This window comes from Pseudomonas sp. TE3899, from assembly GCF_056279105.1.
In genome coordinates, this window is sequence record NZ_JBWBQR010000001.1 from 2,911,900 (window position 1) to 2,936,973 (window position 25,074).

Annotated in this window: 19 protein-coding genes; 6 read left to right on the forward strand and 13 right to left on the reverse strand. The window is 60.1% G+C overall.

Translation table 11 applies throughout. The features are described 5' to 3' along the window. The first annotated feature begins 48 nt into the window (after nt 1-48). From nirB to cobA, 4 genes are read left to right on the forward strand one after another with little or no spacing between them, the layout of a single operon-like run. A complete protein-coding gene (gene nirB / locus ACZ89E_RS13235) occupies nt 49-2,502 on the forward strand; it encodes a nitrite reductase large subunit NirB (RefSeq protein WP_476255834.1) in 2,454 nt (817 codons plus the stop codon). Continuing rightward, the gene (gene nirD / locus ACZ89E_RS13240; protein ID WP_149660578.1) at nt 2,499-2,816 is read left to right on the forward strand and encodes a nitrite reductase small subunit NirD; all 318 of its coding nucleotides are present in this window, start codon (nt 2,499-2,501) and stop codon (nt 2,814-2,816) included. The genes nirB and nirD overlap by 4 nt, the downstream gene beginning before the upstream one ends. Further along, entirely contained in the window at nt 2,816-5,533 is a 2,718-nt protein-coding gene (locus tag ACZ89E_RS13245) for a nitrate reductase (RefSeq protein ID WP_476255835.1), read from the forward strand. Before nirD ends, ACZ89E_RS13245 begins: the two co-directional genes overlap by 1 nt. A 10-nt stretch (nt 5,534-5,543) precedes the next feature. After that, entirely contained in the window at nt 5,544-6,311 is a 768-nt protein-coding gene (gene cobA / locus ACZ89E_RS13250) for a uroporphyrinogen-III C-methyltransferase (RefSeq protein WP_476255836.1), read from the forward strand. Between the two features lie 113 nt (nt 6,312-6,424). Here cobA and ACZ89E_RS13255 read toward each other — a convergent pair whose 3' ends face one another. The 8 genes from ACZ89E_RS13255 to ppsA all read right to left on the reverse strand — a co-directional run bounded on the left by ACZ89E_RS13255 (nt 6,425) and on the right by ppsA (nt 14,560). Continuing rightward, a complete protein-coding gene (locus tag ACZ89E_RS13255) occupies nt 6,425-7,459 on the reverse strand; it encodes an OmpA family protein (RefSeq protein ID WP_149660581.1) in 1,035 nt (344 codons plus the stop codon). A gap of 107 nt (nt 7,460-7,566) precedes the next feature. Continuing rightward, nucleotides 7,567-8,157, reverse strand: coding sequence for an RNA polymerase sigma factor SigX (sigX, locus tag ACZ89E_RS13260; protein WP_054054007.1), 591 nt, complete (start codon nt 8,155-8,157; stop codon nt 7,567-7,569). 87 nt (nt 8,158-8,244) lie between these two features. After that, nucleotides 8,245-9,069, reverse strand: a complete 825-nt coding sequence (locus ACZ89E_RS13265; RefSeq protein ID WP_149660582.1) for a mechanosensitive ion channel family protein — start codon at nt 9,067-9,069, stop codon at nt 8,245-8,247. 2 nt (nt 9,070-9,071) lie between these two features. After that, nucleotides 9,072-9,320 (reverse strand): hypothetical protein, encoded by a 249-nt coding sequence (locus tag ACZ89E_RS13270; protein ID WP_008146303.1) that lies wholly within the window; start codon nt 9,318-9,320, stop codon nt 9,072-9,074. A 63-nt stretch (nt 9,321-9,383) separates the two neighbouring features. Beyond that, nucleotides 9,384-10,379 carry a zinc transporter ZntB gene (locus ACZ89E_RS13275; protein ID WP_149660583.1) on the reverse strand — a complete coding sequence of 332 codons (996 nt, stop codon included), beginning with the start codon at nt 10,377-10,379 and terminating at the stop codon, nt 9,384-9,386. Between the two features lie 39 nt (nt 10,380-10,418). Then, nucleotides 10,419-10,910, reverse strand: coding sequence for a ribonuclease E activity regulator RraA (gene rraA, locus ACZ89E_RS13280; RefSeq protein WP_123512128.1), 492 nt, complete (start codon nt 10,908-10,910; stop codon nt 10,419-10,421). Nucleotides 10,911-11,031: 121 nt separating this feature from the next. Next, a complete protein-coding gene (locus tag ACZ89E_RS13285; RefSeq protein WP_476255837.1) occupies nt 11,032-12,021 on the reverse strand; it encodes an alpha/beta fold hydrolase in 990 nt (329 codons plus the stop codon). A gap of 163 nt (nt 12,022-12,184) precedes the next feature. Continuing rightward, the gene (ppsA, locus tag ACZ89E_RS13290; protein ID WP_149660585.1) at nt 12,185-14,560 is read right to left on the reverse strand and encodes a phosphoenolpyruvate synthase; all 2,376 of its coding nucleotides are present in this window, start codon (nt 14,558-14,560) and stop codon (nt 12,185-12,187) included. Nucleotides 14,561-14,734: 174 nt separating this feature from the next. Here ppsA and ppsR point away from each other — a divergent pair, with 174 nt between their 5' ends. Beyond that, the gene (ppsR, locus tag ACZ89E_RS13295; RefSeq protein WP_133836694.1) at nt 14,735-15,553 is read left to right on the forward strand and encodes a posphoenolpyruvate synthetase regulatory kinase/phosphorylase PpsR; all 819 of its coding nucleotides are present in this window, start codon (nt 14,735-14,737) and stop codon (nt 15,551-15,553) included. Nucleotides 15,554-15,629: 76 nt separating this feature from the next. On the opposite strand, the gene ACZ89E_RS13300 is transcribed toward ppsR, so the two are convergent. Further along, a complete protein-coding gene (locus ACZ89E_RS13300) occupies nt 15,630-17,039 on the reverse strand; it encodes an aminotransferase-like domain-containing protein (RefSeq protein WP_476255838.1) in 1,410 nt (469 codons plus the stop codon). A 137-nt stretch (nt 17,040-17,176) separates the two neighbouring features. Between ACZ89E_RS13300 and ACZ89E_RS13305 the strand changes: the two genes are divergently transcribed. Next, nucleotides 17,177-18,064 carry a DMT family transporter gene (locus ACZ89E_RS13305; RefSeq protein ID WP_476257052.1) on the forward strand — a complete coding sequence of 296 codons (888 nt, stop codon included), beginning with the start codon at nt 17,177-17,179 and terminating at the stop codon, nt 18,062-18,064. A 99-nt stretch (nt 18,065-18,163) separates the two neighbouring features. Here the strand turns inward: ACZ89E_RS13305 and prpD are convergent, their stop codons facing one another. The 4 genes from prpD to prpC all read right to left on the reverse strand — a co-directional run bounded on the left by prpD (nt 18,164) and on the right by prpC (nt 24,975). Next, complete coding sequence (prpD, locus tag ACZ89E_RS13310; protein WP_476255839.1) at nt 18,164-19,648, reverse strand: 2-methylcitrate dehydratase; 1,485 nt, start codon at nt 19,646-19,648, stop codon at nt 18,164-18,166. Between the two features lie 176 nt (nt 19,649-19,824). After that, the gene (gene prpF, locus ACZ89E_RS13315; RefSeq protein WP_149656850.1) at nt 19,825-21,015 is read right to left on the reverse strand and encodes a 2-methylaconitate cis-trans isomerase PrpF; all 1,191 of its coding nucleotides are present in this window, start codon (nt 21,013-21,015) and stop codon (nt 19,825-19,827) included. Nucleotides 21,016-21,069: 54 nt separating this feature from the next. Continuing rightward, a complete protein-coding gene (gene acnD / locus ACZ89E_RS13320; protein WP_463259860.1) occupies nt 21,070-23,661 on the reverse strand; it encodes a Fe/S-dependent 2-methylisocitrate dehydratase AcnD in 2,592 nt (863 codons plus the stop codon). A 186-nt stretch (nt 23,662-23,847) separates the two neighbouring features. Beyond that, a complete protein-coding gene (gene prpC, locus ACZ89E_RS13325; protein WP_149656852.1) occupies nt 23,848-24,975 on the reverse strand; it encodes a bifunctional 2-methylcitrate synthase/citrate synthase in 1,128 nt (375 codons plus the stop codon). Between the last annotated feature and the right edge of the window lie 99 nt (nt 24,976-25,074).

Consider the following 25,074-nt stretch of genomic DNA (forward strand, 5'->3'; position numbering starts at 1 on the left):
ACGACCTGAAAGCCCTGATGAGGCGAGTCTGAGCTCCCGGAGAACCTGATGAAAAAACTAAAACTGGTGATGATCGGCAACGGCATGGCCGGGGTTCGTACCCTGGAGGAACTGCTCAAGCTGAGCAACGAGCTGTACGACATCACAGTCTTCGGCGCCGAACCCCACACCAACTACAACCGCATCCTGCTCTCGCCGGTGCTGGCTGGTGAACAGACCTTCGAAGAGATCGTGCTCAACGATCTCGACTGGTACCTGAGCAACAACATCAAATTGCTGCTCAACCGCAAAGTGGTGGAGATCGACCGGATCAAGCGCCGGGTGATCGCCGAAGACGGCACCGAAGCCGAGTACGATCGCCTGCTGATCGCCACCGGCTCGACCCCGTTCATCCTGCCGATCCCCGGCAACACCTTGCACGGCGTGATCGGCTACCGCGACATCGCCGACACCCAGGCGATGATCAACACCGCGAAAACCCACAAGCACGCCGTGGTGATCGGCGGCGGCCTGCTGGGCCTGGAAGCCGCCAATGGCCTGATGTTGCGCGGCATGCACGTCACCGTGGTGCACATCGGCGAATGGTTGATGGAACGGCAACTGGACAAAACCAGCGGCCAATTGCTGCAAACCGCTCTCGAAGCCCGTGGCCTGCATTTTCGCCTCTGCGAACAGACCCAGGCCCTGCACGATGCCGGCAATGGCCGGGTCGGCTCGGTGCAGTTCAAGAACGGCGACATCATTCCCGCCGACCTGGTGGTGATGGCCGCCGGGATTCGCCCCAACACCGAACTCGCGGAAAAATCCGGCATCCCGTGCAACCGCGGAATTCTGGTCAACGACACCCTGCAAACCTACGACCCGCGCATCTATGCGATCGGTGAATGCGCCAGCCACCGTGGCATCGCCTACGGCCTGGTCGCGCCGTTGTTCGAACAGGCCAAGGTCTGCGCCAACCACCTCGCACAGCTGGGCTTCGCCACCTACAAAGGCTCGGTAACCTCGACCAAATTGAAAGTCACCGGCATCGACCTGTTCTCCGCCGGCGACTTCATGGGCGGCGAAGGCACCGAGACCATCACCCTGTCCGACCCGATCGGTGGGGTCTACAAAAAACTGGTGATCAAGGATGACGTGCTGGTCGGCGCCTGTCTGTACGGCGATACGGCAGATGGCGGTTGGTATTTCCGACAAATCCGTGAGAATCACGCCATCGGCGAGATCCGCGATCACCTGATGTTTGGCGAAAACGCCCTCGGCGATGTAGGACATCAGGGCCAGGACAAAGCCATGAGCATGGCCGACACCGCCGAAGTCTGCGGCTGCAACGGCGTGTGCAAAGGCACCATCGTCAAGGCGATTCAGGAGCACGGGTTGTTCAGCGTCGACGACGTAAAAAAACACACCAAGGCTGCCAGTTCCTGCGGTTCCTGCGCTGGCCTGGTCGAGCAGATCCTGATCAACACCGTCGGCGGCGCAGCGGACGTCAAACCGAAAAGCGAAAAAGCCATCTGCGGCTGCAGCGACCTCAATCACGGGCAGATTCGCCAGGCCATCCGCGAACAACATCTGCTGACCATCGCCACCACCATGAGCTACCTGAACTGGCGCACACCCAACGGCTGCGCCACCTGCCGCCCGGCGCTCAACTATTACCTGATTTCCACCTGGCCCGGCGAAGCCAAGGACGACCCGCAATCGCGACTGATCAACGAACGGGCCCACGCCAACATTCAGAAAGACGGCACCTACTCGGTGGTCCCGCGGATGTGGGGCGGTGTGACCAATCCGTCGGAGTTACGGCGGATTGCCGACGTCGCCGACAAGTACAACGTGCCGATGGTCAAGGTCACGGGCGGCCAGCGCATCGACTTGCTGGGGATCAAGAAGCAGGACCTGCCGGGGGTCTGGAAAGACCTGGACATGCCTTCCGGCCACGCCTACGGCAAATCCATCCGCACCGTGAAAACCTGCGTCGGCAGTGAGTTTTGCCGCTTCGGTACGCAGAATTCGACGCAACTGGGCATCGAACTCGAGCACGACCTGTTCAACATGTGGTCGCCACACAAAGTGAAACTGGCCGTCTCCGGTTGCCCGCGCAACTGTTCGGAAGCGGGGATCAAGGACGTAGGAATTATCGGCGTGGACTCGGGCTGGGAGATGTACATCGGCGGTAACGGCGGGATCAAGACCGAAGTCGCCGAATTCTTCGTCAAGCTGAAAACCGCGGAAGAAGTGCGCGAATACAACGGCGCTTTTCTACAGCTGTATCGGGAGGAAGCTTTCTACCTCGAACGCACCGTGCACTACCTGCAACGGGTCGGCATGGAACACATCAAGAAAGCCGTGCTGGAAGACCCGGAACGGCGCAAGGCACTGAATGATCGCCTGCAATTCTCCCTGTCGTTCGAACAGGACCCGTGGAAAGGACGCCTGGAACAGCCGCTGCTGAAAAAGGAATTCGACGTCATCCCCGTAAAAAACCTGGAGGTGCTGGCATGAACTGGCTGGATATCTGCGCACTGGAAGAGATCAATACCCTCGGCTCGCGGATCATCGCCGGGCCGAAAGGTGACATCGCGATTTTTCGTACCAGCGACGATGAGGTTTTCGCACTCGATGACCGCTGCCCGCACAAGGGCGGTCCGTTGTCCCAGGGCTTGATCTACGGCAAACGCGTCGCCTGCCCGTTGCACAACTGGCAGATCGACCTGCAAAGCGGTGAAGCCCAGGCGCCGGATGTTGGCTGCGCCCATCACCATCCGGCGCGGGTGGAAAATGGCCGGGTGCTGCTGTCGCTGCGGGATGCAGGCTGATGAACCGCCAAATCACCGCCTCGACCTGCTGCTACTGCGGGGTCGGTTGCGGTGTGCTGATCGAGCATGACGGCGAGCGTATCCTTGGCGTCAGCGGCGATCCGGCGCACCCGGCCAACTTCGGCAAATTGTGCAGCAAAGGTTCCACCCTGCACCTGACCGGCGACCTCGCCGCCCGGGCGCTGTACCCGGAACTGCGCCTGGGCAAAGGCCTGGCCCGTGGCCGCACCGACTGGGACACCGCCCTCGATCACGCCGCCCATGTGTTTGCCCAAACCATCGCCGAACACGGCCCGGACAGCGTGGCGTTCTACATTTCCGGGCAGTTGCTGACCGAGGACTACTACGCCTTCAACAAACTGGCGCGGGCGCTGGTGGGCACTAACAACATCGATAGCAATTCACGGCTGTGCATGTCGTCGGCGGTGGTCGGCTACAAGCGCAGCCTGGGCGCCGATGCGCCGCCGTGCAGCTACGAAGACCTGGAGCTGAGCGATTGCGTGATGATCGTCGGCAGTAACATGGCCTACGCCCACCCGGTCCTGTTCCGACGCCTGGAAGAGGCCAAATCCCGCCGCCCCCGGATGAAAGTCATCGTCATCGACCCACGTCGTACCGACACTTGCGATCTGGCTGACCTGCACCTGGCGATTTTGCCGGGCACCGATGTCGCGTTGTTCCATGGGATTTTGCACCTGCTGTTGTGGGAAGACTGGGTTGATCGCGACTTCATCAAGGCCCACACCGAAGGCCTGGCCGAGCTGAAAAACCTGGTACGTGATTACACCCCGCAAATGGTTTCGCAACTGTGCGGGATTGGCATTGAGCAACTGCAGCAGTGCGCCGAATGGGTCGGCACTTCGCCGAGCTTTCTGTCGCTGTGGTGCATGGGGCTGAATCAATCCACCGCTGGCAGCGCGAAGAACAGCGCACTGATCAATCTGCACTTGGCCACCGGGCAAATCGGTCGTCCCGGCGCAGGACCTTTCTCCCTGACCGGTCAGCCGAATGCCATGGGCGGGCGGGAAACCGGCAGCTTGTCGAACCTGCTGCCCGGCCATCGTGAAGCCGCCAATGCCGAGCACCGTGCCGAAGTGGCGACGTACTGGGGGGTTGAACAATTGCCCGAGAACACCGGGCTTACGGCGATCGAGTTGTTCGAACAGGTGCGCAGTGGCCAGATCAAGGCGCTGTGGATCGCCTGCACCAACCCCGCGCAATCCTTGCCGGACCAGACGGGCGTACGCGCAGCGTTGGAGGCCTGCCCGTTCGTGGTGTTGCAGGAAGCCTTTCGCACCACCGAAACCGCGGCGTTCGCCGACCTGCTGCTGCCCGCCGCGAGCTGGGGGGAGAAGGACGGCACGGTGACCAATTCCGAGCGGCGAATTTCCCACGTCCGCCAGGCCATTCGCCCACCCGGTGAAGCGCGGTCGGATTGGGCAATCACAGTGGATTTCGCACAACGCCTGGAGAAACGTCTGCGCCCTGCACAACCGGGTCTGTTTGCCTTTGATACGGCGGCCCAGGTATTCGATGAGTACAAGCAACTGACCCAAGGCCGGGATCTGGACTTGTCCGGCATCAGCCACGCGCTGCTGGATCGGCTCGGTCCGCAGCAATGGCCCTTCCCCACCGGCGCCAGCGAAGGCACGGCGCGGCTGTACTTGGACGGGGTATTCCCGACCGCCAGCGGTCGTGCGCAGTTCATCGCCGACCCGTACCGTGCCGCCAAGGAGCAGCGCGATGCGCGTTTCCCGCTAACCTTGATCACCGGCCGCCTGCGCGATCAATGGCACGGCATGAGCCGCACCGGCACCGCCGCGCAATTGTTCGGTCATGTCAGCGAAGCCGTGTTGAGCCTGCACCCGGATGAACTGCGCCGGCATCGACTGCAACCCGGTGATCTGGTCAGCCTGAAAAGCCGTCGTGGCGCACTGATCGTGGCCGTCGGCAGTGACGACAGCGTGCGTCCGGGGCAGGCGTTTCTGCCCATGCATTGGGGCGACCGTTTTCTCAAGGGTGGCGTCAACGGGATCACTCAGCCGGCATTCGACCCCTTGTCGAAACAACCGGAACTCAAACACAGCGGCGTGCGCCTGGAACCGGTTCAACTGCCCTGGCACCTTTTCGCCTTGATCGAGGGCGATGTTCAACAACATTTCGAGACGCTACGCCCCCTCTGTGAGGCGTTTTCCTACGTCAGCCTCAGTCTGGCCGGCCGTGAGCGCCCGGCGCTGCTGATACGCGCTGCCAGCGCCACGCCGCCCGATGCGCAATTGCTGCGTGATATCGATCAGTGTCTTGGGCTTAATGACGGGCCTGTTTTGGCTTACGACGATCCTCGGCGCGCCATCGGCAAACGGGTGCGCATCGAGAACGGCCGGATCACCGCGATTCGCCTGGCGGGTGAAACCCTCGCCCAGCACTGGCTGCAAAGCTTGTGGCTCGAAGGTCGGGCCGACGAACAATTGCGGCGTTGGCTGCTGGCGCCATTGAGCGCGCCGCCGGGCAACGTCGACGCGCCGGCCGCCGGCCACAAAACCCTGTGCAACTGCAAAGCCGTCAGCCAAAGCGCGGTCTGCGCCGGCATCAGCCGTGGCCTGGATCTGCAGGGCCTGAAACAAGAACTGGGCTGTGGCACGCAATGCGGTTCCTGCGTCCCGGAAATCAAGCGTCTGCTGGCTGCCACTGCGCAGCCAGTCGCCGTTATCTCGTGAGGAAAATACGATGAGCGCAAAAGTCTGGCTGGTGGGTGCGGGTCCCGGCGACCCTGAATTACTGACCCTCAAAGCGGTTCGGGCCTTGAGGGAAGCGGATGTGGTGCTGATCGATGACCTGGTCAACGAAGCAGTGCTGGAGCACTGCCCGGGTGCGCGGATCATTGCGGTTGGCAAGCGCGGCGGCTGTCGCTCGACGCCTCAGGCCTTCATTCATCGGTTGATGCTGCGTTATGCCCGCCACGGCAAGTGCGTGGTGCGACTCAAGGGCGGTGATCCATGCATTTTTGGCCGCGGCGGCGAAGAAGCGCAGTGGCTGCGCGAGCGCGGGGTGGAGGTCGAGTTGGTCAATGGCATCACCGCCGGACTGGCGGGGGCGACGCAATGTGATATCCCCTTGACCCTGCGCGGCGTGGCACGCGGCGTGACACTGGTCACCGCCCACACTCAGGACGACAGCAGCCTGAACTGGCGAGCCTTGGCCCAGGGTGGCACGACACTGGTGATTTACATGGGCGTGGCGAAGCTGAGTGAGATCCGCGAGCAACTGCTGGCCGGTGGCATGGCAGCGGATACGCCGGTGGCGATGATTGAAAACGCTTCACTGCCACAGCAGCGCGAATGTCGGAGCGATCTGACAGCCATGGAAGAGGATGCCCACAGCTTCGAGCTCAAGAGCCCAGCGATACTGGTGATTGGTGCGGTGGCGGCCGGTGATCAGATCAAAAGATCGCAGCCTTCGGCAGCTCCCGCATATGTTCGGCATACCGCTCTGTAGGAGCTGGCGCAGGCTGCGATCTTTTAAAAGCGACGACGAACCCAAGCGGAAACTCAAATCGCAGGCAAAGAAAAGCCCGGCCTAAGCCGGGCTTTTCCTGAGCTGCGGGCTAATTACTTAGCTTTAGCTTCAACCTGCGCTTCTACGCGACGGTTTACAGCGCGACCAGCTTCAGTTTTGTTGTCAGCAACTGGGCGGGATTCGCCGTAGCCAACAGACTGAACGCGGGACGATTCAACACCGTACTGGTTGGTCAGAACTTGTTTCACGGCGTTTGCACGACGCTCGGACAGTTTCTGGTTGTAAGCGTCAGGACCGACGGAGTCAGTGTGACCTTCAACAGTAGTGGTGGTGGATGGGTACTGTTTCATGAAATCAGCGAGGTTTTTGATGTCGCCGTAGCTGTTAGGCTTGACTACCGACTTGTCGAAGTCGAATTTCACGTCCAGCTCAACACGAACAACTTCAGCAACTGCTGGGCAGCCGTCAGCGTCAACAGTTACGTTGGCTGGGGTGTCCGGGCACTTGTCAACGTTGTCGCAAACGCCATCGTTGTCGCTGTCGGAGCAGACTTCAGCTGGTGCTGGAACTGGAGCAGCAGCAGGCTTGGAGCCGCCACCGAAGTTCACACCGATACCGACGCTTGGAGCCCACTCGGTGTCGCCCTGGTCGATGTTGTACTGAGCTTCAACGCCGGCACGAGCGTAGAAGTTGTCAGTGAAGTACAGCTTGGCACCGCCGCCAACGTTGGCGAAGGTGGAACGGTTACGACCGCCGGAGCCGTTCTGACCGATGCTCTGATCGGAGAAGCCAGCCGATACGTACGGACGCAGCATGTCGCCCGGGTTGTTGAAGTGGTACAGAGCGTCCAGAGCGGTGTTGGCGCCCTTGATGTTACGGCCGTCGTCGGAACGCACGTTGTGCACTTCGTCGTAGCCCAGACGCAGTTCAACGTCGTCGGTCAGGAAGTAACCAACCGAACCGCCGAACAGGTTGCCGTTGTTCTTGAAGTTACGAGCGCTGTCGAATTGTTCTTTCTTAGCGAAGCCTTCGATTTCAACTGCGCCTTGGCCTTGTGCCAGCGCGCCGAACGAAGTAGCGGCAATAAGAGAACCAATGGCAAAGCCCAAGGTGTTTTTCAGTTTCATCCGTTAAATCCCCATCTGGTGATTGTGAAGCAGTCCCGCAAACCGGGGGACAACTCGGCGGCAAGTCTATCAGAACTTGCCTACACGTAAGAGATATTTGCGCTGAACTAAGTTTCAGCAACGCCCGCAAATTTCTCACGCAATTTATCTAGAGCACGTTTGTAACGCATTTTTGTCGCACTCAAGCCCATATGCATGATGTCTGCGATCTCCTGAAACTCCAGCTCTGCGACAAATCGTAGCACCAGAATTTCACGGTCAATCGGGTTCACATACACCAGCCAGCGATCAAGTCCACCCTTATCCTCGGGTTTCGGCGCCTTTTCTTCAGACGCTTCCTCGAGGGGGTCCAGACTCAACGCGTCCATCAAGCGACGCTTTCGCCGTTCTTTCCGATACTGTGTGATGCATTCGTTGTACGTGATGCTGTAGAGCCACGTCTTGAACTTCGATTTCCCCTCGAAGTTCTTCAGGCCGTACAACACCTTCAACATCACTTCCTGACAGACATCGTCTGCGTCGCGATCGTTCCCAAGATACCGCGCACAGACGTTAAATAATGTTCGTTGGTAACGCCGCATCAGTTCTTCATAGGCGCGTGTTACGTGAAACAGCTCGGTATGCGAGCGCGCGACCAACTCCTCATCAGAGAGCTCGCGGGGGTCGTAGCGCGTGGAGAGCGATTGAGCTTTATTCAAAACAAGTCGGGCCGACAGTCAGGTCAATGTCCGCCGCAGCCCTTACAGGGCACTTTGCGGCGGCATACATTAGCAGGGTTTGCCGGGTTAGCGGCTACTCACATGCTGCTCCAGGAGGATCCGATTGGAGAGAGAGACTAGCTCACCCTCGTCGGTCAGCAATGTGGTTTTAACCGTGCCGATCTCTTCGATCTGACCTTCGACCTCGCCAACACGCACTTGTTGCCCAACCTGATACAACTCACGCACATAGATTCCCGCAAGAATCTGACCGGCAATTTCCCGGCTTCCCAAGCCCATGGCCAGCGCAACCGCCAGACCAACGGTAATCAAAACGATCACAATCACATGGTTGAGCAGGTCAGTTTTGACCTCCAACTGGCTGATCGCAACCGAGAGGCTGATGATAATCACCAGGCCTTGGGCAATCCGCCCCAGGCCCGACGCGTAATCCAGCCCTACCCCTTCTGCCGCCCCGCGCACCAGCCCATTGGCCAATTGCGCCAGCAACACACCTACCAACAACACCAGCGCGGCGCCAAATACTTTCGGCAAATACAGCGCAAGCATATCCAGCGTAGCTGAAACTCGCTCAAGTCCAAGGGATTCTGCGGCAGAAACCAGGAAAATAAGCAAAACAAACCAATAAACGATTTTGCCGATCAGGGTTGAAATAGGCACCTGAAGCCCGGCACGGGACAGCAACTTGGTCAAACCGGTGCCGCCCATCAGGCGATCAAGGCCCAGTTTGGCGAGCAATTTTGAGAGCAAGGTGTCCAGAAGCTTGGCGACGACAAAACCCAGCAGTAGGACAACCAGTGCCCCGAAGAGGTTCGGAATAAAATTCGCAATCTTGGTCCACAACGCAGTCATTGCTGTGACGAGGCTCTGAGTCCAGAGATCAAGTTCCATATTCAATCAGCCTTATCAGCAGTGCGAACGGTAGGTTTACGGTGGCGGGAGACCGGCGCGACGTGGGCCGATCCATTGTTCAAGGCAATCATCAGCGCGGGCAGCCAGCGGCCCAGCAGGCTGAACAGATCGCCGGCGCCGACCTGCCGGTTGGCGGTTTTCAGGACACGACCAAGGCACGCATCGTCGTCCCGAGTGGACGGAGATGCCTTGAGCATGTCACGCAAAGACTGTTCAAACGGATCGTGCATACGCACCTCTCGTGATGTCTGTGAAAGACGCGATCAATTTTGCCCGGGTCACATGGCTCATCATCACACCCAGCGCAAACGTCGGAATAACCACCACTGCCCGAGCGCCACCGACACCATCATCAGGCACGCAATCAGGAACCCATAAGGGCTGGCGGAGAACGGAATGCCACCGACGTTTATCCCCAAAAGACCGGTCAGAAAACTCATCGGCAAAAAGATCCCGGTGATGATCCCGAAGCGGTACATCGTGCGATTCATGCGCACGCTCAAACGCCGGTCTTCGGCCTCCAGGACCAGCCCCACCCGCTCCCGGGTCAATTCCAGCTCCTCGAGATAGCGGGTCAGACTGTTGTTCAATTCGTTCCAGTAATCGCCGTCATCTTCGACAAACCAGGGCAGTTTTATCCGCGTCAGTTGTCCGAAAATATCCCGCTGCGGGGCCAGGAAACGTTTCAGCCCGGCCGCCCTGCGACGGATCTGCAAAATGGAACCATGCTCGGGTGTATACCGTTCGTCGGCATCCAGTTTTTCTTCTTCCTCATCGACCACTTCCGAGAGGCAAGCGACCAGATCCTGCACCTTGTTGGTGAGGTTCTGAGCCATATAAAGGATGAGTTCGGAGGCGGTTTTCGGCCCCTTGCCTTCCGCAAGCTGCACCAGCAACTCATCGGTGGCGCGCAACGGACGCAAACGCAGAGAAATCACCCGCTGGGCCGAAGCGAAGATGCGCACCGAAACCATATCCTCAGGCTCGGCGCCAGGATTGAGGTTCACACCGCGCAAAAATAGCAGCAGCTCGCTGTCGGAAAGCTGTAGAAGACGCGGACGGGTGTTTTCTTCCAGCAGCAGATCGCAGGTGAATTCACTCAGACCGCTGGATTTACGCAGCCAGGTCTGGGTTTGCGGGTGACTGCGATCCCAATGCAGCCACAGGCTCTCATGGGCCTGCAGCTGCAATTCGTCGAGTTCAGTCCGGGCTATCGAACGCGCACCGCCTTTTCCATCCAGCACCAGGGCATGCACCAGCCCCCACTGCGCGTTTTCTTCCTCGAACATCCTCACTCCATGCTTGCCACGAAAATGGGCATCGACGCGTTATTCAGGCATCTTCAGCGGGCTTGGCGAGATGATCACGCCGTTGTTGTCCGCATAAATGTAATGGCCTGGATGGAAGGTCACGCCGGCGAAGGTCACCGGAACGTTAATGTCACCAAGCCCGCGCCTGTCGGATTTTCTCGGATGGCTCGCGAGGGCCTGCACACCCAGATCGGTCTGCGCGAGGATATCGACGTCGCGGATGCACCCGTAGATCACCAGCCCTGCCCAACCGTTTTTCGAGGCTTTCTCGGCCAGCATGTCACCCAGCAACGCATGACGCAGGGAACCGCCACCGTCGACCACCAACACCTTGCCATCACCCTGGAGTTCGACTTGCTCTTTAACCCGCGAGTTGTCTTCGAAGCACTTGATGGTCACGATTTCGCCGCCGAAGGAATCACGGCCGCCGAAATTGCTGAACATCGGTTCCAGCACCTGTACCAATTCTGGATAGGCGTCGCACAGGTCAGGCGTAACGTAATGGTTCATCGAGAAACTCCTGTAAAGAGGAAGACAATCGAGGATGTCGCAAAGTGACCAAAAAAGCTCAATGCGTCATATCTTAGCCGCAAGCCGACCGGAGCGAAATGCCCTTGTTAGAGCACTGGGCTCAGACCGCCGTGGCCAAATCCGGCTTTTCGCCCAACAACGGCGTCTGTTGATCGGCCAGCCAGCGCGCGACCAATGGCCAGACTTCGGCTTGGGCGGCTTTGCTGATCAGCATTTCAACGTGACCGAAATTGTCACTGAAACCCTGCTCGCGCCCCAGGTTGATGAACTGCTTGTGCTCGGAACCGAGCTGATCAAACAGCTTGCGGCAAGCCCAGGCCGGGTCCTGATGGTCACCGGCCGCGCTCACGGCCAATACCGGCAGCTCAACTTCGGCCAGACCCGCCCACCAATCCTTGTCAGCATCGCCAAAGCGTCCGAACAGGCCATACCAGCGCATGCTTTCCAGGGCCAGGCCAATCGGCTCGTCCTCCGGGCCGCGCTTGAGCCGTGAACCGGACAACTGGGCAAAGCGCTTGAGAATAAAGCGCCCGCTCCACTCCACCGGCGGAATTTTCAGCGGCCAATAAGTGCGGCTGACCTGCGTACCGAAAAACGCCGCCGAGGCCACCACCGGTTCGCCGATGTACTGACCGCCCAACGCGGCGGCCAGGGTAATGCCGCCGAGGGAATGACCGATCCAGTGCGGGACCTGGCCACTTTGCTCGCGCACGAATGCACCAATGGCCGGCAGATCGTAACGGGCGTAGTCCGAGACGCGGTTCTTGCGGTAGTTCTGGTTGCGCTGGGACAAGCCGTGACCGCGCATCTCCGGGATCCACACATCGAATCCCAGGCGCGTCAGATAGGCGCCCAGACCCAGGCCTTTGGGGGAAAACCAGAACCGGCGATTGGAAAAGCTGCCGTGCAGCAAAATCACCGGAACGCCGCGCGTGTCCGGGCCGTCCGCCATGCCCAGGCGTGTCACTGCCAGCTCGACGGTGCCGTCGGGGCTGTTGCCGGGTTTCAATCGATACACGTCTTCGCTCAGATCGCCGCGCCGCTCGGCGCTGATCAGGGCGACAGGAAATAGGTTGCTGCTGCTTTGCATAATGCTCTTGCACAAAAAAGGGCGGCATCCAGAGGAGCCCGCCCTACTTCAATCTCAAAAAACGGCTACCCCTTGTAGGCGCACAGCTTGCTGGCGATGGCGATTTTGAAGATGCCATCGCGGGCAAGCCACGCTCCTACAGGAAGCGGTCGTTCACACACCATCAGGCCGAAGCTTGACCTTCTGCCAGGAAGAACCAGGTTTCCAGTACGGAATCGGGGTTCAGCGAAACGCTTTCGATGCCCTGTTCCATCAGCCATTTGGCCAGGTCCGGGTGATCCGAAGGACCCTGACCGCAGATGCCGATGTACTTGCCCGCCTTGTTACAGGCCTGGATGGCATTGGCCAGCAGCTTCTTGACCGCCGGATTACGCTCGTCGAACAGGTGAGCGATGATCCCGGAGTCACGGTCCAGGCCCAAGGTCAGCTGGGTCAGGTCGTTGGAGCCGATGGAGAAGCCGTCGAAGAATTCGAGGAATTCTTCAGCCAGGATCGCGTTGGACGGCAGTTCGCACATCATGATGATGCGCAGACCGTTCTCACCGCGGGCCAGGCCGTTTTCCGCCAGCAGATCGATCACCTGGCTCGCTTCGCCCAGGGTACGGACGAACGGCACCATGATTTCAACGTTGGTCAGGCCCATCTCGTTGCGCACGCGTTTCAGCGCACGGCATTCGAGTTCGAAGCAATCGCGGAATGCTTCGCTGATGTAACGCGAAGCACCACGGAAGCCCAGCATCGGGTTTTCTTCTTCCGGCTCGTAGAGTTTGCCGCCAATCAGGTTCGCGTATTCGTTGGACTTGAAGTCCGACAGACGCACGATGACCTTTTTCGGGGTAAACGCCGCAGCCAGGGTGCTGATGCCTTCGACCAGTTTGTCGACGTAGAAGCCGACCGGATCGTCGTAACCGGCGATGCGCTTGTCGACGCTGTCCTTGATGTCCTGCGGCAGGCCGTCGTAGTTCAACAGCGCTTTGGGGTGAACACCGATCATGCGGTTGATGATGAACTCCAGGCGGGCCAGGCCCACACCGGCGTTCGGCAGTTGCGCGAAGTCGAATGCACGATCCGGGTTGCCGACGTTCATCATGATCTTGAACGGCAGATCAGGCATGGCGTCCACGGAGTTTTTCTTGATGTCGAAGCCCAGTTCGCCTTCGAAGATGTAACCGGTGTCGCCTTCGGCGCAGGAAACGGTCACGCCCTGGCCGTCTTTCAACAGCTGGGTGGCGTTGCCGCAACCGACCACGGCCGGAATGCCCAGCTCACGGGCGATGATCGCCGCGTGGCAGGTACGACCGCCACGGTTGGTGACGATGGCACTGGCGCGCTTCATGACCGGTTCCCAGTCCGGGTCGGTCATGTCGGATACAAGAACGTCGCCTGGCTGGACTTTGTCCATCTCGGACACGTCCTTGATGATGCGGACCTTGCCGGCGCCGATGCGCTGGCCAATGGCGCGACCTTCAACCAGCACGGTGCCGGTTTCTTTCAACAGGTAACGTTCCATGACGTTGGCCTGGGTACGGCTCTTCACGGTTTCAGGACGGGCCTGAACGATGTAGAGCTTGCCGTCGTCGCCGTCCTTGGCCCATTCGATGTCCATCGGGCACTTGTAGTGCTTCTCGATGATCATCGCCTGCTTGGCCAGTTCGCTGACTTCGGCATCGGTCAGGCAGAAACGTGCGCGATCAGCCTTGTCCACGTCGATGGTCTTGACCGACTTGCCGGCCGTGGCCACTTCGCCGTAGATCATCTTGATGGCTTTGCTGCCCAGGTTGCGGCGCAGGATCGCCGGACGACCGGCTTCAAGGGTTTGCTTGTGGACGTAGAATTCGTCCGGGTTCACCGCGCCTTGTACGACGGTTTCGCCCAGGCCGTAGGCGCCGGTGATGAACACCACGTCACGGAAGCCCGATTCGGTATCGAGGGTGAACATCACGCCGGCGGTGCCGGTTTCGGAGCGGACCATGCGCTGCACACCGGCCGACAGGGCCACCAGCTTGTGATCGAAGCCCTGGTGGACGCGGTAGGAAATGGCGCGGTCGTTGAAGAGGGAGGCAAACACCTCTTTGGCGGCGCGAATGACGTTTTCGACACCACGGATGTTCAGGAAGGTTTCCTGCTGACCGGCGAAGGAAGCGTCCGGCAGGTCTTCGGCGGTAGCGGAAGAACGCACGGCCACGGCCATGTCAGGGTTGCCGGCCGACAGCGTGGCGAACGCGGTGCGGATCTCGGCGTTGAGTTTCTCGGGGAATTCGGCTTCCATGATCCATTTGCGGATCTGGGCGCCGGTCTTGGCCAGGGCGTTGACATCGTCGACGTCCAGGGCGTCGAGCGCGGCATGGATCTGATCGTTCAGGCCGCTCAGTTCCAGAAAATCACGATAAGCCTGAGCTGTCGTGGCGAAGCCACCGGGCACCGATACACCGGCACCTGCAAGGTTACTGATCATCTCGCCCAGGGATGCGTTCTTGCCCCCTACGTGCTCTACATCATGGACGCCGAGCTTATCGAGGGAAACTACGTACTCTACCAAGGTGATCTCTCCACTAACTGTGTTGGAAAAGCTCAGAAGCCGGCGGCTCGGGGGAGCATTGACCGGCTATATGGCCTGGACCTGGAAAATAAGTGAGAATGCGGGCCACTGGCGGCCGACAAATCGCGCCTATCATATCCAAGATTCGTTATTAGCTTAAGGCCCAAGGTGCAAATGAAACGATCTGCTTTCTTCATCTCCGATGGCACCGGCATTACAGCCGAAACCCTGGGTCAAAGCCTCTTGGCGCAGTTCGAAAACATTACCTTCAGCAAATTCACGCGGCCGTACATCGACAACGTCGATAAAGCGCGGGCCATGGTACAACAAATCAACAAGGCCGCCGAAACCGACGGTTTTCGGCCGATCATCTTCGACACCATCGTCAATCAAGACATCCGTGAGATCCTCGCAACGTCCAATGGTTTCATGATCGACATTTTCTCGACCTTCCTGGCGCCCCTTGAACAGGAACTGACCGAGCATTCTTCCTACACCGTCGGCAAGTCCCACTCCATTGGCAGCAGCACCAATTACATGGAACGGATCGAGGCGGTGAACTTCGCCCTCGACAACGACGACGGTGCGCGCACGCATTATTACGACAAGGCCGACCTGATCCTGGTGGGCGTGTCGCGGTGTGGCAAGACGCCGACGTGCCTGTACATGGCGATGCAATTCGGCATCCGCGCGGCCAACTACCCGCTGACCGAAGACGATATGGAACGCCTGACCCTGCCCGCCGCCCTGCGCGCCCACCAGCACAAGCTGTTCGGCCTGACCATCGACCCTGACCGCCTCACCGCGATCCGCAACGAGCGCAAGCCCAACAGCCGCTATTCGAGCTATGCCCAGTGCGAGTTCGAAGTGCGTGAAGTGGAGAATCTGTTTCGCCGGGAGAACATTCCCCACATCAATTCCACGCATTTTTCGGTGGAAGAGATTTCGGCGAAGATCCTCGTGGAGAAAGGGGTTGAGCGGCGGTTCAAGTAGCCCTTCAGCGCCTGTGAGGGCGCCTTCGCGGGCAAGCATCGCTCCTACAGGAGCACGGCTTGCCCGCGATGAACGATTACACGGTTTCTGTTAATGCCCCCGCCAACGCTTCAAACCCTTGCAACAACAACCGATCATCCCCCACCGAATTACACACACTCGCCCGAATAAACTGCGGCACCGCGCCATGCCCCACCGCAAACGCCTCGGCAGTCGCCACCAGATAATTCTTCTCCCTGAGCTCCGCCGCAATCTGCGACGCCCGCCATGGCTCTGGCACTTCGAGCCAGAAGTGTGGGCTATCGGGGTGGGTCTTGTAACTGACCTCTTTTAACACCCCGCTGACCCAGCGCTTGCGCCGATTGATTTCGGCAATCTGCTGCCCCAGCAACTGTTCGGCGATACCGTTTTCAATCCACGCCGTCGCCACTTCCATCGACAGCGGATTGGCCATCCAGCACGTCCCGCGCAGCGCGGCACTCAATCTTCCGATCAACGGCAGCGGCGCGTGCAGATAACCGACCCGCAAACCCGCCGAAACCGCCTTGCTCAAACTGCCGATCAGCACCGAACGCTCCGGCGCGAAATGGCTCAGCGGCAACGGTCGTTGTTGCGCCAGAACCGCATGGGCTTCGTCTTCGATGATCAGCAGGTTGTGCTGGCGACAGATCTCGGCAATCGCCTCGCGCCGTGGCACCGACATGACCGCCGCCGTAGGATTCTGGATCGTCGGCGTGCAGTACAACGCCGATATCCGATGATGCTGGCAAACGTCCGACAGCGCCTCGGGCAACAGTCCTTCGTCATCCATGCCGACCCCGATCAGCTTGATGCCGAGCATGCGTGCGACGCTGATCAGTCCGGGGTAGGTCAAATGCTCGGTCACCAAGGTGTCGCCGGGCTTGAGCAGCGCCATCAACACACAGAGCAAGCCGTGCTGACCACCATTGACGCAAATGACCTGCTCGGCGTTCGGAACGAATTCCTGGTGCCGTAACCAGTGAGCACCCGCCGCACGGTGGCGAGGCAATCCGCAATCGGCCGTATAGCCGCTGAGCAACTGCAAGGTGTTCGGATCACTGGCCATGGCCTGCAGGCTCTGACTCATAAAGTCAGCTTCCTGCCCCGGAATCGGCTGATTCCGACTCATGTCGAAGAATGGCTGCGGCTCTTCGCTGACATTGCGAAAGCCAGCATCCCGCGGCCGTTCCATCCCCCTCTGACGCACATAAGTGCCATCTCCTACGCGGGCCACCACCAGCCCTACCCGTTCCAGCTCGCCATACGCGCGGCTGATGGTGCCGATGGTCACGCCCAGGCTGTCCGCCAACAAACGGTGGGGCGGGAGTTTGCTGCCGGGCTCGATCAAGCCTTCGCCAATGCTTTTTTCCAGGGCTTCGGCCAGGCGCTTGTACTTCACGCCGCGCCCTTCAGCCAAGCCGACCCGCAGGATTGACACCGTGGCAATACTTACTTTGACAGTCATTTCCATCCCGAATAGCGTGTTTAAAACAGGCTCAATCAGAGATAGACCTTTTCCGTTATCAGGTCAATTGCGACGACCAGAGGAGCACGACCATGTCGATTGCCATCAGCACGCCGTCCATCGCGGGAAAACCCTGGTTGGCGGGGTTAATCACCAGCACTTTGTTCCTGATCGTGTGCTTGAGTTGGGGCACCACGTGGCTGGGGATCAAGATCGCCGTCGAAAGCGTGCCGCCCCTGACCGCCGCCGGCCTGCGCTTTCTGATCGCGTTCCCGCTGTTTTTGAGTTTCGCCTTACTGCGTCGCGAGCCGCTGCTGTTTCCACGGCAGAGTCGCTGGTTTTTCGTGTTCGTCACGCTGTCGTATTTCAGCCTGCCGTATTACTTGCTCAACTACGGCGAACTGCATGTCTCGTCGGGGCTGACGGCGCTGCTGTTCAGTTGCATGCCGGTGTTCATCCTGATTTTTTCCGCGGTGTTCCTGCGGGAGAAAATCTACCCTTCGCAGGTGGTGGGCATCGCGATTGGCTTTGGCAGCTTGTTCATGATCATCCGCAGCCAAGGCCTGCACCTGGACCATGCCGAATTCTTCGGGATGCTGGCGATTCTGGCGGCAGCGGTGATGCATGCGCTGTGTTACGTGATTACCAAGAAACACGGCGCGGCGATCAGCGTGATCACTTACAACACGCTACCCATCGGCCTCGCGGGTCTGATGCTGTTTGTGGCGGGGCTGGGCGTTGAGGCGCCGGTGTTCGATGACATTACCGCACGCTCGTGGGGTGCCCTGCTCTACCTGGGGCTGGTGGCATCGGTGGGCGGGTTTATCGTTTACTTTTTGCTGCTCAAGCGCCTGAGCCCGATCATTTTGTCGTTCGTGTTTATTATTTTTCCGGTGTTCGCGGTGGTGATTGGCGCGTGGTACGAGGGGCAGAGCCTGTCGCGGGAATTGATGGGGTATTCGGCGGTGCTGCTGGCGGGGTTTGCCATTACCAAATTGCCGGTTGAGAAATGGCTCAAACGCTGAGCACATCACCCCCTCTTCTGTAGGAGCAAGGCTTGCCCGCGATGGCGATCTCAAGGACGCCATCGCGGGCAAGCCTTGCTCCTACAGAACGAGGGTGTGTCAGATCACGAACAGGTCGACGAAGCGATTGACCGGGGTGGCTTCCAGTGCAGCCTGATCCTTGCACAACGCAAAGATCTCATTACTGCGCTGCGCGGTGAACCGCGTCGCCAGGTTGGCCTTGAACTTGTCTTCCAACAACGGAATGCCATCGGCACGGCGACGGCGATGGCCGATCGGGTATTCGACCACCACGTTCTCAGTGCTGGAGCCATCCTTGAAAAACACCTGGATCGCGTTGGCGATGGAGCGCTTGTCGGCTTCCAGGTATTCACGGGTAAAACGCGGCTCTTCAACGATGATCATTTTCTCGCGCAGCACGTCGATGATCGGGTGCGCGGCGTGGAAGTTGTCTTCGTATTGCTCGGCCACCAGATTGCCGAACGCCAGCGGCACGGCGGTCATGTACTGAATGCAATGGTCGCGGTCGGCGGCATTGGCCAGCGGGCCGACCTTGGAAATGATGCGGATCGCCGATTCGTGGGTGGTGATGACGATCTTGTCGATTTCGTGCAGGCGATTGCGCACCTGCGGGTGCAGGGTGACAGCGGCCTCGCAAGCGGTCTGCGCGTGGAATTCAGCGGGGAAACTGATCTTGAACAGCACGTTTTCCATCACGTAGCTGCCGTATGTGCGCGAGAAACTGAACGCGCGTTTGTCGTCGGGTTTGAGCGCCAGATCGTTGTTGGTGTGGCTGAACAACACGTCGTAGAAGCCCCACTGCTTGGCCGTCAGCACACCGGGGATGCCCATCTCGCCACGCATCGCGATGTCCGCCAGACGCACGCCCCGGCTGGAGGCATCACCTGCCGCCCAGGATTTGCGCGAGCCGGCGTTCGGCGCATGCCGATAGGTACGCAGCGCCTGGCCATCGGCAAACGCGTGGGACAGCGCCGACAACAACTGCTCACGATTGGCGCCCATGAGTTTGGCGGTAACGGCGGTCGAGGCGACTTTCACCAGCAACACGTGATCGAGTCCTACGCGGTTGAAGGAGTTTTCCAGCGCGATGACGCCTTGAATCTCGTGGGCCATGATCATCGCTTCCAGCACCGCGCGAATGGTCAGCGGCGCGTCGCCATTGGCCAGGCGTTTTTGCGAGAGGTGGTCGGCCACCGCGAGAATCCCGCCGAGGTTATCCGACGGATGACCCCACTCGGCGGCGAGCCAGGTGTCGTTGTAGTCGAGCCAGCGCACGATGCAGCCGATGTCCCATGCGGCTTTGACCGGATCGAGACGAAAAGGCGTGCCGGGGACACGGGCACCGAACGGCACGACGGTGCCTTCGACGATCGGGCCCAAGTGTTTGGTGCATTCGGGAAAGCGCAGGGCCAGCAGGCCACAGCCGAGGGTGTCCATCAGGCAGTTGCGGGCGGTGTCGAGTGCTTCGGTGGCCTCGATTTTGAAGGTGAGGACGTAGTCGGCAATGTCCTGCAGGACCGTGTCGTAGTCGGGGCGGTTGTTCTGGTCGACGTTGGTGCTCATGTTCGATTCACTCTTGCAGTGGTTCGTTGATGGGACCTCGGTTCAGGGCAAATCTCAGTCGGTTACAAGATTCTTATTGTTGAAATGCCGTCCTGTAGGAGCCAGGCTTGCCGGCGAAGGCGTCCTCAAGATCGCCTTCGCCGGCAAGCCTGGCTCCTACAGGGGGTAGGTGTCAGTCAGAAGGAATCACCCGGCACGCGGACGAAGCCTTCCATCAACACCCGCGCACTGCGGCTCATGATGGCTTTTTTCACGACCCATTCGCCGTGTTCCAGGCTGGCTTCAGCGCCGACCCGCAACGTCCCGGACGGATGCCCGAAACGCACCGCGTTACGCTCGACACCACCCGCTGCGAGGTTCACCAGCGTCCCGGAAATCGCCGCCGCGGTGCCGATGGCTACGGCCGCCGTGCCCATCATCGCGTGGTGCAATTTGCCCATGGACAGCGCCCGCACCAGCAGGTCGACATCCCCCGCCGCAATCGCCTTGCCGCTCGATGCAACATAGTCCGCAGGCTTAGCCACGAACGCCACTTTCGGCGTGTGCTGGCGCTTGGCGGCTTCGTCCAGGTCCTTGATCAGGCCCATGCGCAACGCGCCGTAGGCACGGATGGTTTCGAACATCGCCAGGGCTTTCGGGTCGCCGTTGATCGCGCCTTGCAGCTCGGTGCCTTTGTAGCCGAGGTCTTCGGCGTTGATAAAAATCGTCGGGATGCCGGCGTTGATCATGGTCGCCTTGAAGGTGCCGATACCGGGCACTTCGAGGTCGTCCACCAGGTTGCCGGTGGGAAACATCGAACCACCACCGCCCTCTTCTTCCGCCGCCGGGTCCATGAATTCGACCTGTACTTCGGCGGCCGGAAAGGTCACGCCGTCGAGTTCGAAATCACCGGTTTCCTGCACTTCGCCGTTGGTGATCGGCACGTGGGCGATGATGGTCTTGCCGATGTTGGCCTGCCACACCCGAACGATGGCCACGCCGTTGTGCGGGATGCGGCTGGCGTCCACCAGACCGTTGCTGATGGCGAACGAACCGACCGCCGCCGACAGGTTGCCGCAGTTGCCGCTCCAGTCCACGAACGGCTTGTCGATGGAGACCTGGCCGAACAGGTAATCAACGTCGTGATCAGCCTTGATGCTTTTCGACAGGATCACGGTTTTGCTGGTGCTGGACGTGGCGCCGCCCATGCCGTCGATTTGCTTGTCGTAGGGGTCGGGGCTGCCGATTACCCGCAGCAACAAGGCGTCGCGAGCGGGGCCGGGAATCTGGGCCGCTTCGGGCAGGTCCTTGAGGCTGAAGAACACGCCTTTGCTGGTGCCGCCGCGCATGTAGGTGGCGGGGATTTTGATCTGAGGTACGTGAGCCATGTCATTCCTCTATTGGCCAACGGGGGACCTGAAGTCCCCCGTGACTTTGCATTTTTAAACGGCGACCGCCGATTCAAGGAAGTCCTGGGCAAAACGCTGCAACACGCCGCCCGCCTCATAAATCGAGACTTCTTCAGCGGTGTCGAGTCGGCAAGTCACCGGCACTTCAACGCGCTCGCCATTCAGACGATTGATCACCAACGTCAGCTGCGCACGCGGCGTGCGGTCGCCGATCACGTCATAGGTTTCGCTGCCGTCGATGCCCAAGGTGTGACGGTCAGTGCCCGGCAAGAATTCCAGCGGCAACACGCCCATGCCCACCAGGTTGGTGCGGTGAATGCGCTCGAAACCTTCAGCGGCAATCGCCTCCACACCGGCCAGGCGCACGCCCTTCGCCGCCCAGTCACGGGACGAACCCTGACCGTAGTCGGCGCCGGCAATGATGATCAACGGCTGCTTGCGTTCCATGTAGGTTTCGATGGCTTCCCACATGCGCATGACCTGGCCTTCCGGCTCGACCCGCGCCAAAGAGCCCTGCTTGACCTTGCCGTTTTCCGTAACCATTTCATTGAACAGTTTCGGGTTGGCGAAGGTCGCGCGCTGGGCGGTCAAGTGGTCGCCACGGTGGGTCGCGTAGGAGTTGAAGTCTTCTTCCGGCAAGCCCATTTTCGCCAGGTATTCACCGGCGGCGCTGTCGAGCATGATCGCGTTCGAGGGCGACAGGTGATCGGTGGTGATGTTGTCCGGCAGCACCGCCAGCGGGCGCATGCCCTTGAGCGGTCGTGCGCCGGCCAGCGCGCCTTCCCAGTACGGCGGACGGCGGATGTAGGTGCTCATCTCGCGCCAGTCGTACAGCGGCGTGACTTTCGGGCCGGTGTCTTCGTGGATGGCGAACATCGGGATGTAGACCTGGCGGAACTGCTCGGGCTTGACCGAGGCTTTCACCACGGCGTCGATTTCTTCGTCGCTCGGCCAGATGTCTTTGAGGCGAATTTCCTTGCCATCGACCACGCCCAGCACATCTTTTTCGATGTCGAAACGGATGGTGCCGGCGATGGCATAAGCCACCACCAAGGGCGGCGAAGCCAGGAACGCATTCTTGGCGTACGGGTGAATCCGCCCGTCGAAGTTGCGGTTGCCCGAGAGCACGGCAGTGGCGTACAGGTCGCGGTCGATGATCTCTTGCTGGATCACCGGATCGAGCGCGCCGGACATGCCGTTGCAGGTGGTGCAGGCAAACGCAACGATGCCAAAACCGAGTTGCTCCAGCTCAGTGGTCAGCCCGGCTTCGTCCAGGTACAGCGCCACGGTTTTCGAACCCGGCGCCAGGGACGATTTGACCCACGGCTTGCGGGTCAGCCCGAGCTTGTTGGCATTGCGCGCCAGCAGGCCGGCGGCGATGACGTTGCGCGGGTTGCTGGTGTTGGTGCAACTGGTGATGGCGGCGATGATCACTGCGCCGTCCGGCATCTGGCCAGGCACTTCGGTCCACTGGCCGGAGATGCCTTGGGCAGCCAAATCCGAGGTCGCAACGCGCGCGTGCGGATTGCTCGGGCCGGCCATGTTGCGCACTACCGTGGACAGGTCGAAGCTCAAGCCACGCTCGTATTGCGCATTTTTCAGGCTGTCAGCCCACAGGCCAGTGGTCTTGGCGTAGTTCTCGACCAACTGCACCTGCTCGTCTTCGCGACCGGTGAGTTTGAGGTAGTCGATGGTCTGCTGGTCGATGTAGAACATCGCTGCCGTGGCGCCGTATTCCGGGGCCATGTTGGAAATGGTCGCGCGGTCGCCGAGGGTCAGCGCCGAGGCACCTTCGCCGAAGAACTCCAGCCATGCGCCGACAACTTTCTGTTTACGCAGGAACTCGGTCAGCGCCAGCACCATGTCGGTGGCGGTGATGCCCGGTTGCAGCTTGCCGGTCAGTTCGACACCGACGCTTTCCGGCAGGCGCATCCACGAGGCGCGGCCGAGCATCACGCTCTCAGCTTCGAGACCGCCAACGCCGATGGCGATCACGCCCAGCGCATCAACGTGCGGGGTGTGGCTGTCGGTGCCGACGCAGGTATCCGGGAACGCTACGCCGTCACGCACCTGGATCACCGGAGACATTTTCTCCAGGTTGATCTGGTGCATGATCCCGTTGCCTGGCGGGATCACGTCGACGTTTTTGAACGCCTTCTTGGTCCAGTTGATGAAGTGAAAACGGTCTTCATTGCGACGGTCTTCGATGGCGCGGTTCTTCTCGAACGCCTCAGGATCGAAACCACCACGCTCGACGGCCAGGGAGTGGTCAACGATCAATTGCGTCGGCACCACCGGGTTGACTTGCGCCGGGTCGCCACCTTGCAGGGCGATGGCGTCGCGCAGACCGGCGAGGTCGACCAGGGCTGTCTGGCCGAGAATGTCATGGCACACGACACGGGCCGGGAACCACGGAAAGTCGAGGTCGCGCTTGCGTTCGATGAATTGCTTCAGGGAATCGGTGAGCGTGGCCGGGTCACAGCGACGCACCAGGTTTTCCGCCAGTACGCGGGAGGTGTACGGCAGGGTGTCATAGGCGCCAGGCTGGATCGCTTCGACCGCCGCACGGACGTCGAAGTAATCCAGATGGCTGCCGGGCAGCGGTTTGCGGAATTCTGTGTTCATCAGGTCGGGACTCGGTCACGGTAAGTGCAAAAGGGTGGGGCCGATCTGAATCCGTGCGCCCTGTAGGAGCGAAGCTTGCTCGCGAAAGCGGTCTATCTGCCGACATCAATGTTGAATGTCGGTCCGTCTTCGCGAGCAAGCTTCGCTCCTACAGGGGTATCGGCGTTCACGTCGGCCCTCCCCCCATCAGCGTTGTTCGATTGGCACGAACTTGCGCTGTTCGACGCCGACGTACTCGGCGCTCGGGCGGATGATGCGGTTGTTGGCACGTTGTTCAAACACATGCGCCGCCCAGCCGGTCAGGCGCGAGCAGACGAAAATCGGCGTGAACAATTTGGTCGGGATGCCCATGAAGTGGTACGTCGACGCGTGGTAGAAATCGGCGTTAGGGAACAGTTTCTTCTGCTCCCACATGGTCTTGTCGATGGCTTCGGAGACCGGGAACAACACGGTGTCGCCCACTTCGTCCGCAAGCTTTTTCGACCAGGCCTTGATCACCTCGTTGCGTGGATCGTTGTCCTTATAGATCGCGTGGCCGAAGCCCATGATCTTGTCCTTGCGCGCGAGCATGCCGAGGGTGCCTTCGATCGCCTCTTGCGGCGACTTGAAGCGCTCGATCATTTCCATCGCCGCTTCGTTGGCGCCGCCGTGCAGCGGGCCGCGCAGGGAGCCGATGGCGGCGGTGATGCAGGAGAACATGTCCGACAGGGTCGACGCGCAAACTCGGGCGGTGAAGGTCGAAGCATTGAACTCGTGTTCCGCATAGAGGATCAGCGACACGTTCATCACTTTGACGTGCAGCTCGCTCGGCTTCTTGTCGTGCAGCAAGTGCAGGAAGTGGCCGCCAATTGTCTGTTCGTCGCTCACGCAATTGATGCGTTTGCCGTCGTGGCTGAAGCGATACCAGTAGCACATGATCGCCGGGAACGCGGCGAGCAAACGGTCAGTCACGTCGTGTTGCTCGGAGAAGTCTTTCTCCGGCTCGATGTTGCCCAGGAACGAGCAACCGGTGCGCATCACGTCCATCGGGTGGGCGTCGGCGGGGATGCGTTCCAGCACTTCCTTCAGGGCTTGCGGCAGGTCGCGCAGCTTGCTCAGTTTGCTGATGTAAGCGGTGAGTTGGGTTTTGGTCGGCAGTTCGCCGTACAGCAGCAGGTAGGCGACTTCTTCGAATTGTGCGTCAGCCGCCAGTTCGCGAACGTCGTAGCCACGATAAGTCAGGCCGGCGCCCGACTGGCCCACGGTGGACAGTGCGGTTTGCCCGGCAACCTGGCCACGGAGCCCGGCGCCACTGAGTACTTTTGCTTCGGCCATTGCTGTCTCCAATCTTGAAATTTTTAGGGAAACTTGTAGGAGCGAAGCTTGCTCGCGAAAGCGGTGTGTCAGACGACATCAATGTTGAAGGTCAGTCAG